At 41.7% G+C, this 11,945-nt stretch carries 9 protein-coding genes; 3 read left to right on the top strand and 6 right to left on the bottom strand.

Translation table 11 applies throughout. The annotated features are described in order from the left end of the window. The first annotated feature begins 156 nt into the window (after positions 1-156). Positions 157-1,263, top strand: coding sequence for an acyltransferase family protein (locus BV214_RS00970; RefSeq protein WP_086475609.1), 1,107 nt, complete (start codon positions 157-159; stop codon positions 1,261-1,263). Between the two features lie 23 nt (positions 1,264-1,286). Here the strand turns inward: BV214_RS00970 and BV214_RS00975 are convergent, their stop codons facing one another. Next, positions 1,287-2,915, bottom strand: coding sequence for a S41 family peptidase (locus BV214_RS00975; protein ID WP_086475610.1), 1,629 nt, complete (start codon positions 2,913-2,915; stop codon positions 1,287-1,289). An 81-nt stretch (positions 2,916-2,996) separates the two neighbouring features. Beyond that, positions 2,997-3,383 (bottom strand): ribonuclease P protein component, encoded by a 387-nt coding sequence (rnpA, locus tag BV214_RS00980; protein ID WP_086475611.1) that lies wholly within the window; start codon positions 3,381-3,383, stop codon positions 2,997-2,999. A 117-nt stretch (positions 3,384-3,500) separates the two neighbouring features. Between rnpA and BV214_RS00985 the strand changes: the two genes are divergently transcribed. Beyond that, positions 3,501-5,351 carry a CBS domain-containing protein gene (locus tag BV214_RS00985; protein ID WP_086475612.1) on the top strand — a complete coding sequence of 617 codons (1,851 nt, stop codon included), beginning with the start codon at positions 3,501-3,503 and terminating at the stop codon, positions 5,349-5,351. Continuing rightward, entirely contained in the window at positions 5,348-6,535 is a 1,188-nt protein-coding gene (locus BV214_RS00990; RefSeq protein ID WP_086475613.1) for a M14 family metallopeptidase, read from the top strand. The genes BV214_RS00985 and BV214_RS00990 overlap by 4 nt, the downstream gene beginning before the upstream one ends. 70 nt (positions 6,536-6,605) lie before the next feature. On the opposite strand, the gene BV214_RS00995 is transcribed toward BV214_RS00990, so the two are convergent. The 4 genes from BV214_RS00995 to BV214_RS01010 are packed head-to-tail and all read right to left on the bottom strand — an operon-like array spanning position 6,606 to position 11,877. Next, positions 6,606-8,474 (bottom strand): M1 family metallopeptidase, encoded by a 1,869-nt coding sequence (locus BV214_RS00995; RefSeq protein WP_140157697.1) that lies wholly within the window; start codon positions 8,472-8,474, stop codon positions 6,606-6,608. A 5-nt stretch (positions 8,475-8,479) separates the two neighbouring features. Next, positions 8,480-10,105, bottom strand: a complete 1,626-nt coding sequence (locus BV214_RS01000; protein WP_086475614.1) for a S8 family peptidase — start codon at positions 10,103-10,105, stop codon at positions 8,480-8,482. Between the two features lie 22 nt (positions 10,106-10,127). Then, positions 10,128-11,015 carry an SMP-30/gluconolactonase/LRE family protein gene (locus tag BV214_RS01005; protein ID WP_086475615.1) on the bottom strand — a complete coding sequence of 296 codons (888 nt, stop codon included), beginning with the start codon at positions 11,013-11,015 and terminating at the stop codon, positions 10,128-10,130. Position 11,016: 1 nt separating this feature from the next. Continuing rightward, positions 11,017-11,877 (bottom strand): MBL fold metallo-hydrolase, encoded by an 861-nt coding sequence (locus BV214_RS01010; protein ID WP_086475616.1) that lies wholly within the window; start codon positions 11,875-11,877, stop codon positions 11,017-11,019. Positions 11,878-11,945: the final 68 nt, after the last annotated feature.

Raw genomic sequence — 11,945 nt, forward strand, 5'->3', positions numbered from 1 at the left:
AACTTTAAACTTGGCGTATTTTCTATTTTACATATTATCACTACATTGTGTTTCCTTTCCATAGTATAGTAACCGATATGGAAAGACTATAATCAACCAAACCATCACAATAAACTTTCCATGGAGGGTTTATAAAACCGACAAACCAAATCTACTATGAGCAAGACCCTACCCCCCCTTAGCCAACGCTTGTTTTCTTTGGATGTATTTCGTGGCCTTACCATGTTTTTATTGATTGCAGAAGCAGCCGGATTTCATGGAAGTTTTAATGAATTGGTATCCGATAATAAATTATTGGAACCCATAGCAAGGCAGCTTGAACATCACCCTTGGAACGGACTTCGTTTTTGGGATTTGATTCAGCCTTATTTCATGTTTATCGTTGGGGTAGCCATGCCTTTTAGCTTAAGAAAACGATTGGCAACACAGACTAAAGCAGCTGTAAACCGGCATATTATTAAACGATGCCTTTTATTGTTCGCCTTTGGGGTGTTGTTGCATTGTGTTTATAGTAAGGCCTTGGTTTGGGAGCTTTGGAACGTGTTGGTACAATTGGCATTCACCATTGCCATTGCCTATGCTATTATGTCCTTGTCCCACAGAACTCAGATTATTATTTGTGTGGGCATATTACTACTTACGGAAGTGTTGTACAGGCTATATAATCCACAAGATCCCTTTGTAAAAGGAAGCAATTTTGGATCTTTTGTAGATCTATTGGTCATGGGAAAACTAAGTGGTGGCGGTTGGGTTTTCATTAATTTTCTACCTACTGCCGTACATACCATAATGGGGGTTTTATGTGGGCAATTATTGTTATCTGGAAAAAGCAATAGGGAAAAGCTGAAACCCATCCTGTTATGGGGCGCAATTCTGTTGGTATTGGGTTATGGTATGGATGTAGCCGGAATAACCCCTATCGTAAAACGTATTGCCACCACTTCCTTTACCTTGGCTTCTGGCGGGTGGACATTGCTTACCCTAGCCCTGTGTTATTGGTGGATGGATATTAAGGGACATAACAATAAATGGCTCCTTATTTTTTCTGTGGTAGGTACCAATTCCATTTTTATTTACCTGTTTTCGGAAACTGTGGGATCCCAGTGGTTTAGAGGATTTGGTCTAATTTTCTCTGAAGGGATCTTGGCACCCTTGGGGGTTAATCACAGCATTATTATGGTGATCAACTCCCTCCTAGTCTTATTTATGTTTTGGTATATCACCTATTTTCTGGATAAAAAGAAGGTCTATTTTAAAATATAAGCTATTGTTTTAGAGGGGGATTTCTATTTTAGAATGCCCCTATACGTTGCTTCATCTTTTAGCAGTGCCGTTGCGGTTTGGATAGCTTCGTCATGGACTAGGTGGTATTGGTATAGGCCATCTCTATAAAAATATCTTTTTAAGATTTCGTCCTCCAAATTCTTTTGAATTTCTGTTCTATACTTGTCCAAGGCTGCAGTCTTATCTTTATTCATGGCCAGTAATAGGGATTTGTATTGTTCGGTTACTTGGGTTCCGTACAGGGCACTCCCCTCGCTCCCCATTACTTCCTTTAAAGCTTTTTCTGACTTGGTTTCAAAGCTAAAATTACTATTGGATACATAGGCCTTAAACTGTTGGTACTCATTGTCTCCAAAGTTGAAATTCGCACTGCTGTTTAGTTGATTTTTATAATAATAATCGGTGGCAAAATCAAAAATAAGTTGATCTTCCATCAAGGCTTGGGTATAGGCATTTGTTTTTGCGGTGGCGATTTCGATATCTGGCAGAATGCCCCCTCCATCTTGTACCTTTCTTCCATTTTTGGTGGTAAAATCTTGGAAGCGGGTATTCTTAAGAGCATTCCCATCCTCATCCCGATTATTGTAATCCAAGGATTGGATACACCTGCCCGAAGCGGTGTAGTATCTAGAGATAGTGACCTTTAATTGAGTGCCATAGCTTAGTTTTAATGGGCGTTGTACCAAGCCTTTTCCAAAACTTCTGGCCCCTATAATAACGGCCCTATCTAAATCTTGAAGACTTCCGGCTACTATTTCACTGGCAGAGGCACTCCTGCCGTTTACTAATACTACTAGGGGTATTTCCGTATCTACCGGTTGCTTGGGGGTTTTGTACTCCCTGTTAAACTTTTTTACCTTGGATTTGGTAGTCACCACCAATTCTCCCTTAGGTATAAACAGGTTGGTGATATTAATGGCTTCAGACAATAATCCTCCCGGATTATCCCTTAAATCCAACACAATCTTCTTGGCACCCTTCACTTTAAGATCCAACAAAGCTTCTTTAGTCTGTGCCGTGGCTTTTTTGTTGAACTTGGACAGCACAATGTACCCCGTATCATCATTAATCATTTTATAAAACGGTACGGCATCTACTTCTATGGCTTCTCGGTTAATGGTGGTGGTCCTAGTTTCTCCTTGCCTAAGATAGGTAACCGTTACACCGGTATTTTTGGCCCCTTTTAGGAGTTCGTCTGCACTGTCCTGAATTTCGGAAATGGAAAGGTCCCCAATCTTAATAATTTCGTCCCCTGCCTTGAGTCCGGCTTTATCCGCTGGATAATTTTGGTAGGGTTCTACAATGAGTATTTTGTCTTTAAAACTTCGGACCGATGCGCCAATGCCGGAATATTTTCCCTGATTGTTTATTTTAAAAGTTTCTACATCCTGTTCATTCAAAAATGTGGTGTAGGGATCTAGTTCTCCCAGCATGTTCTTAATGGCGGTATCCATCAGTTCTGCAGGGTTGGTCTCATCCACATAGTTCATATTTAGTTCCTTGAACAGGGTGGTGAAAATCTCTATCTGTTTGGCAATTTCAAAAAAATCGCTCTTAAAGCTACTTCCAGCAATTAAAAAAGCAATTGCAAGAACTGGAACTAACATTCGTTTTAGCAATATCCTTTTCATATCAAGATGTTTATTATTTTTTAACGGTCCTATGTAATAAGCAGTTTTCCCTTCGTATTTGCCATAAGTTTTCTGAGGTGCTTATTGTATCTCTTTTGGGGCATTTTTTGCATTGAAGGTCTTCATCAATCGGATCATAGTGTCCGATATTTTTGCCTGTGTGGGCATCTCTTTCCCAAGATATAAAAACATAAACGCAAACTGCTTTTCGTTGTTGTTAAAAAGTAGCTGTTTATTAAGTCGGTACCCCTCCCGCATCAATCTTTTTATTCGATTTCTCTTTATGGCACTCTTAAAATTTCTTTTGGAAGCCGTGACCCCTACCTTATAGCGTGGCTGGTCCTTAAACCGCGTCTCTAGGTAGATCAGTCTAATGGGGTAATGGGTAACGGACGATCCTTCAGCAAATAACTGATCTATGAGCTTTTTGCTTTTTAACTTTTCTCTTTTTGGGAATTTATAGGTCATGCTGCTGTAAAAGTAAAATAAAAAGCACAGATATGGGATATGACCAGCATCATAGTTCACAATCTCCCTAACTATTACCTTAGGGTATCATTTTAACTAGCGAACCAAGTATGAGGTATGGGAAATTTACAAGTTGAAAAATTGAGGAACAACCCTCACAAGGCAAGATATATTAAGCAGTTATTAGGGGATATTAGGGCCTTAGAACATGTTTTGGAACACAAAATGTTTGAGCTTAGTCCTATAAGGATTGGTGCCGAACAGGAATTTTGTTTGGTAGATGCCTGCTGGCAGCCTTCCAATAAGGCGTCGGAAATACTTGAAGCAATTAGCGATTCCCATTTCACCCATGAATTAGCCCTTTATAACTTGGAGATTAATTTGGATCCCCTTCCCCTATCCGGAAAATGTTTTTCCCAAATGCACCATCAATTGAATCGCCTATTGGAAAAAGCCGATAAGGCGGCTGGGGAACAGGCGGTTAAAATTATCCTTTGTGGCATTTTGCCTACCATTTCCAAACGTCATTTAGATATGGACTATATGACCCCTATTACCCGTTATCAGATTTTGAACGAGGTGATTACGGAAATTAGAAACCACGATTTGGAATTTCATATAAAGGGGGTAGACGAGCTAAATATACGTCACGATTCTGTTTTGTTTGAAGGTTGTAACACCAGTTTTCAAACGCACTTGCAGATAGACCCCTACGACTTTGAAGATACCTATAACTGGTCCCAGGCCATTGCAGGGCCCATTTTATCTATTTGTACCAATTCTCCCATGCTGTTTGGAAAGGAATTATGGGAAGAGACCAGAATTGCCCTATTTACTCAGAGTGTGGATACGCGGGCCAGTAATTTCCTTTTAAATGAAAGTGAATCTAGGGTCCATTTTGGGAATAAATGGGCAAGAGGAAGTGTCGTTGATTATTTTAGGGAATCTATCTCCGGATTTAGAAGTCTTTTTTCTACAACAGAAGAGATGGATAGTTTAAAAGATTTGGAACAAGGAAGGATACCAAAACTAAAGGCATTGGCGCTTCATAATGGGACGGTGTACACCTGGAACCGCGTCTGTTATGGTGTTACCAATGGCAAACCCCATATTAGAATTGAAAATAGGTACCTGCCCGCTGGTCCCACTACCGAAGATGAGATTGCCAATATGATGCTTTGGGTGGGGGTAATGATGGGCAGACCCAAAAAGTATAATGCCCTCCATACCAAGATGGATTTTAAGGAGGTAAAGGGAAATTTTTTCCATGCTGCGAGATACGGGATGGCGGCACAATTTTATTGGGAAGGACAACTAATCCCCAGTCAACGGTTGCTGTTAGATCTTCTAATTCCTATGGCTTATAGGGGGCTGTATAAATTAGGGGTGGCAGCAGAAGATGTGGAACATTATTTAAAAATTATTGAAAAGCGGATTGCCACCCATAATGGTGCTCGTTGGACGGTGCTTAGCTATAGACATCTGAGAAAGGAGTTTAAGATTCCCGATGTTTTGGTCCTATTGACAGCCAAGATGTATGAGGGGCAGCAAAAGGGATATTCCGTGGACGGATGGCAGTTGCCCAGAGGAGATGTTTCTATATTGGACACAGATAACAGGAAGGTCTACCATCGGATGAGTGTGCGAACCATTACCGCCCAGGATAGTGATAGTACAGCCTTGGTATTGAAAATGATGCAGTGGAAAAATATTCATCATGTTCCCATATTAAATGATGATTTGGATTTGGTTGGATTGTTAACATGGACCGATCTTAAGGCGTATTTAAAAGAGCCCGATAAGTTTGATGGCCGGGTATCGGAAAGGATGAAAACGGAACTACATACCATACGTCAAGACGAAAGCCTAGACAGGGCCAAGGAATTAATGGAAAGTAAGGCCATAAATTGCCTACCAGTGGTACACGGCAAGAAGCTGGTTGGGATCATTACAAGCAGGGATTTATGATGAAAAAACCAGAAGCCTTGGGGGATGGCCGACTCATAGGCCATTTAAAAGGGGGTGATAAGGGGCCTACTATGGTGTTCTTTGGCGGAATTCATGGGAACGAACCTTCTGGGGAAAAGGCCATAGAAGAAGTTTTCCAAAAATTGAAGAAAGAAATTATGCCCCTTAAGGGGTCTATTTATGGAATCCGTGGCAATGTGATGGCACTTAAGTTGGGTAAAAGATTTATAGATCATGATCTAAACCGATTATGGACTGAAAAAAGAATGGAAGAAATCTTCAACAAATCGGAAGATCAACTTCTTAGGGAAGAAAGGGAATTGCTCGCTATATCCCATGTTTTGAAGACCATTCTGGATACAGAACCGGGTCCATTTTATTTTATTGATTTTCATACCACCTCCAGTGAGACTCCTCCTTTTATCACTATAAACGATGCTTTGATTAACCGAAAATTTGCAAGGCTTTTTCCCGTGCCCATAGTGTTGGGGATAGAGGAGTATTTAGAAGGTCCCTTACTTAGTTATATCAACCAAAAAGGGTATCTCTCGGTAGGGTTTGAGTCTGGTCAACACCTAGCCAAAGAAGCCGTGGAGAATAGCGTTGCTTTTATGTGGTTGGCCCTGGTATACGGCGGCGCTCTTTTAAAAGATTCCATTACCGATTTTGAGGAATACAAGACAAAACTTCAAGAATCGGGCGGTAATGATTCCAACTTTTATGAGATTTTCTATAAACACGGCCTTGAAAAAAGGGACCAATTTACCATGGAACCCGGATTCAGGAGTTTCGATCTAGTCAATAAAGGAAGTTTATTGGCCCAACACAATCATGAATCTATATTGGCAAAAAAACAGGCACGGGTATTTATGCCGCTGTATCAAAAGCAGGGAGAGGATGGTTTTTTTCTAATTAGAAAAATCCCTTCCCTGGCCTTGTGGTTATCTGCCGTATTGAGAAAAATAAAGATGAGTGCCCTGCTGCCCCTATTACCCGGACTATCCTGGGCAGATAAAAATAAGGGCATTTTATTGGTCAATAAAAAGGCTGCCCGATTTTTAGCAAAGCCATTTTTCCATCTGTTGGGATATCGGAATAGGGTACTCAATAAAAATGAAATTTTAATGATCAGTAGGGAGTCCACCGCTAAGAACAAGATGTACCAAGCTACCTGGTGGTACTAAAAAGAAAAATCCGTTTAACACAAGCTTTTGGGCCCATGTTAAACGGATTTATCCATTTGGTTAAACTGTTTTATTCTGAAGCCTGCCAAAAATTATTTTCCAAATCGACGTCTGCCATCAACTGGGAAGGATCTATAACAATGGCCTTAACGCTATCTAAAGGCTTGTTAAGCTCAAAACTATAGGTTGGGTATGCCCAGGCCCAGTTTGGTAATACGGTTCTTTCAAGGCCAGGATAAGGATTATCCTTCCCGCCGTACATCATCCTAAGCGGAGCATAATACGTTTCTTGGGTCCCGTCCTTGTAGATAACAAAAATATCTATAGGCATGGGCATGGAACCAATACGCTCTAAACTAATCTTTGTCTTATCCCCTTCTGCTACTACTTCTTTAATACCATAATCGATGGTTTTGGTAGTCTGGGTCCAGTCCGATAGGTACCAGTTTAATTCCATCTTGGACACTTTTTCTGCAGTCCTGATGAAATCGTTGGGTGTGGGGTGGGTAAACTTAAAATCCTCATAGTATTTCCTTAAGGTTTCCATCAGCTTATCCTGCCCTATTACATAGCCCAATTGGGAAAGGAAAATAGCGCCTTTGCTATAGGCAGCAACACTATATGCAAAATTGAGATCATAACGATCTGCGTGGGTGGTCTGTGGTTCTTCCATTCCAGATTCTATCAGCCTATAGTAGCTGTTATAAGATCCTTCAAAAGGATTTTCCTTGTTCTGATCCATAATCTGGTTCATACACAAACTGGAAATAAAGGAAGTAAAGCCTTCATCCATCCACTCGTGCTTGGTCTCATTAGTAGCCAATACGTGCTGAAACCATGCGTGGGCCAGCTCGTGGACCATTACGCCCACCAGGCTACCAAAGGATCTTTCCCCGGTAATAAGGGTACCCATGGCATATTCCATTCCGCCGTCTCCCCCTTGTATTACGGAGTATTGCTCATAGGGATATTCCCCAATGTTCCTGCTTAGGAACTCCATAGCTTCGGCTGTTTTAGACTGAAGGTTTTTCCAGTTCTCCAAAATGTCCTTGTTGTCCTTGTAAAGGAAATGCAAGGTAGGTCCGTCTTCCATCCGTAGCACATCGTGGATATAGTCCGGATCTGCCCCCCAGAAGAAGTCGTGCACCATAGGCGCTTTAAAATGCCAGGTAAGGGTTTTTCCCCTTTGCCTTTTCACTTTTGTTCCTGGAGCCTCGTATCCATGCCCTATTTCCTGGGCATTTTGTAGGTAGCCGGTAGCGCCAACGGTATACTTTTTATCCAAGGTAAGCTTTACATCATAATCGCCCCACACCCCATGAAATTCACGGGCTATGTACGGGGTTGCATGCCAGCCCTCAAAATCGTATTCTACCATTTTAGGATACCACTGCGTCATAGAAAGGGCTACCCCTTCCTTACTATTTCTACCACTACGTCTAATTTGTTGGGGTACCTGCCCCTCAAAGACCATATCAAAAGTAGTTTTACCGCCAGCTGGGATGGGTTGGTTTAGTTCTACCACCAAGATGGTTCCCTCTTCTGTGTATTTTACGGGTTGGCCATCCTGACTAAGTTGGCTAACACGTAAGTAACCAATTTCTTCCGGACTTAGGGTTGCAATTCTACTTACCCCTTCGTTCATCATTCTACGGTCTGGATCAGGGATAGTTTGTAAGCGAACATCCATTTCGCTTCCAGGTTGAAAGGCATTGAAATAGAGGTGATAAAATACCCGTGTTAACTCGTCCGGGGAATTATTGGTATACACCAATTTTTGGGTTCCTGTATATTGATAATTTTTAACATCCATGGTTACGTCCATGGTATAATCTACATGTTGTTGCCAATAGGCATTGTTGCCTTGGGCCTCTAATGTAGATGTTAGCCCACAGAGCGCAACGAACAATCCAATTAAAAATCCTTTACTTTTTTTCATTTTTATTATAGTTTAATTTTTCCTTTAGAAACGGCCTCGGCCATAATTAGGGCATTATAGGCATTTACCATTTTTCCGGATTTGGAGATATCTTTAAAATGCTTTGGTTTATCTGCATCGCCTCCTACAATTACTTGTAAGTTGGAGGTAAGTCCAGACTGCATTATTATTTTCTTTACCTGTGCGGCCGATAAATCTGGGTAATAAGACATAATAAGCGCTGCTACACCGGCAACGGCAGGCGCTGCCATAGAAGTACCCCCTTGAAATTCATATTCGTTACCTGGCATGGTAGAATAAATAGCGCTTCCTGGGGCAAACACGTCTACATTTATAGCTCCATAGTTAGAGAAGGAAGCTATCATTTCCGATCCATACTTACTAGTCAATGCTCCTACCGTAATAACATTATCGGCAATTTCTGGCCCGTTGTTAATTTGGTCGTTGGGGAAATTGGGGTTGTTGGGATCGTCCAGGTCTTGGCTAGAGTTTCCTGCGGCATGTACAAAAAGTACATCGTGCTCGGCAGCGTATTTAATGGCATCGTATACCCATTCTGCATTGGGAGAATAGGCTTTTCCGAAGCTACCATTAATTATTCTAGCACCGTTGTCTACTGCGTAACGGATGCCTAGGGCAATATCCTTATCGTATTCGTCTCCGTTGGGGACGGCACGGATACTCATAAGCTTTACGTTATTTGCAACACCGTTTGCACCAAGGCCATTATTTCTTTGAGCGGCAATTATCCCGGCAACATGGGTACCGTGACTCTCGTCTTCTACGCGGTTTTGCGGATTACCGTCTCCGTAGTTGGTATCGTTAATGTCATAGGGATCGTCCCCTACAATTTCCCTTCCGTTAAAATCCACATTGTAGTGGTAATTAAGTTGTTCTGCGAAATAGGTAATTCCTCTGTTTAATTCCTCCAACACCTCGGAAATAGAATCTTTAATGCTCAGCATCTGGGTTAGGATCCCCACGTTGCCAATCATGTTCTCATTTTCCGTATCTATGGCAGCCAGGTCTTCCTTGGTATAGGAATCTTTACCCAAGAAGGTTTTTACTTCAGTATCGGCATTTTTTACTGCCTGGTAAAGCTGCTCATAACGCTGTTTGTTGCTCAGGGCCTTTTCTGTATCTTTCTCCAATTCTTTCTTGGCTCTTTGCTGTAGTTCTTCATCCCCTAAACCTAGGGCAACAATCCTCGTCTTTTCTAGCTGTTCGTTATAGGAATCGCCCAAAAAGTTATAGCCATGGATATCGTCTACGTATCCGTTATTGTCATCGTCTATATTATTTCCGGGAATCTCCTTTTCGTTTACCCAAAGTACATTTTTAAGGTCTTCATGGGCAAGGTCCATACCAGCATCCAACACGGCAACTACTACAGTTTTACCTTTTCTATTTTTAATAATTTCGGAATAGGCCTTATCCACGCTCATTCCCGGGATGGTATCGGTAAGCAGGTCTAAGTGGCCCCAGTTTTTTTTCTCAGCCTCGGTAAGTTCCGAGGTTTTTAAGGGAAGGGTGTCTATATTCTCAATTGGGGTAGAAACCAGGGCGGTTCCACCACAACTAAAAAGAAGCGCAGAGGCCATGATGGCCAGCAAGGATTTGTTTACGTTCATCATTGTTTGTAGTTAAATTAAATTATAAAATTTTGTTGAAAGATCTGCCCGGATAATCCGCACGAAAGGTTTCTATACTGCCACGATCTGCCATGGTAACAAAACAGGTTTTACCATCTTTGCCACCAAAAGCGAGGTTAGAGGGTTTTTTCCCTTTCAGTTGGACTTCCGATATTATTTTTCCGTTTTTGTTTACCACTACCACGGTTCCTTTCCCATAACGGGTAATGTATAAATTTCCCTTATTATCGCATCGCATCCCGTCTAGGCCCTCGTCTTCAAAAGAGATCAATTCTTTCTTTTTGTGTACGCTGCCATCGGCATTAATGCTGTATTCCCAGACCTTGCGCTGTACGGATTCGTTCACATACAGCTTGCGGCCATCGGGACTCACTTCTATTCCATTGGTGGTCCCCATATTATCTTCCAAAAGCTTCAATTTCCCGTTAGGGGCTACCATCCAAATTCTCCCACTGCCTTCTGCCCAATTGGGATCGCTTAAATACAGGGTGTTATTAGGGGCAATGGCCAGGTCATTAGGCTGATTAAAGGTGGAGTCTTGTACCCATACCTCTGGTAGGTTGCTTCCTTTTTTAACCCTAAAGACCTTATGGCCCATATAATCTGCAATAAACATATCTCCTTGGGCATTAAAACGTATGCCGTTTCCAATGCTTCCTTTGGGCAACCTAAGGTAAATTTTTCCTTTTCCCTGCGGGTCTACCACCCCAATGGTTCCTTCTTCCTCATAATTAACGGCAAACAAGGCTCCCTGTGCGTTTACGGCCGGACCTTCTATTCCCTTGGTAAATACGTATTCTTCCGTAAAGTCGGTGCTATGTTTTTTTGCTGGGCTACAGCCTACAATTATTAAAAAACAGGTGAAGGCAAGGAGGTTGGCTTGATTCATATTATTTAAAAAGATGGTCAAAGGTATGTATTTCGTTTAAGCGCACTCCTCTCTCCGTGGTCTTTAAGGTGCAAATTTGATTATGGGCGTCGTGTTCCATAAACAAGTAATAGTCATTTTTTACCGCGGTTTCCAAAAAATGAGCTTTTTCGGAAAGGGTTACTAAAGGGCGGGTATCGTATCCCATCACATAGGGAAGGGGAATGTGACCTACCGTAGGGATGAGGTCTGCAACAAAGACCAAGGTCTTGCCTTGGTAGGTGATATGGGGTAACATTTGTTTCTCCGTATGACCGTCTACAAATAAGATTCCAAAATCTAATTCCGATTTTTCAACAAAATCGGTCCCATTCCTACTTATAAACCGCAACTGTCCACTTTCTTGCATGGGCAAAAGGTTTTCTGTTAAAAACGAAGCCTTTTCCCTAGCATTGGGTTTAGTTGCCCATTCCCAGTGGGCTTCATTGGTCCAGAAATGTGCATTCTTAAAGGCGGGTTCGTAGCCTGTTCTGTCCTTATTCCATTGAATACTCCCCCCACAATGGTCAAAATGCAGGTGGGTTAAGAATACATCGGTAATATCGTCCCGATGAAAGCCATGCTTTTTAAGGGAACGGTCCAAGGAATGGTCGCCCCATTGATAATAGTAACTGAAAAATTTTTCGGATTGTTTATTGCCCATTCCGTTATCGATTAGAATTAATCGATCGCCATTTTCGATCAAGAGGCATCGGGCAGCAAGATCGATCATATTATTGGCGTCGGCGGGATTGGTCCTGTTCCAAATCGATTTGGGCACAACACCGAACATGGCCCCACCATCCAACTTAAAATTTCCTGTTTCTATGGGGTATAGTCTCATCGAAAAAGATTAGTATGTGCAAAATAACAAAAGGAGTAGGTATAATGTTATAAACCCTATTTTATTAG

The sequence above is a fragment of the Arenibacter amylolyticus genome (genome assembly GCF_002150785.1).
Taxonomy (GTDB): domain Bacteria; phylum Bacteroidota; class Bacteroidia; order Flavobacteriales; family Flavobacteriaceae; genus Arenibacter; species Arenibacter amylolyticus.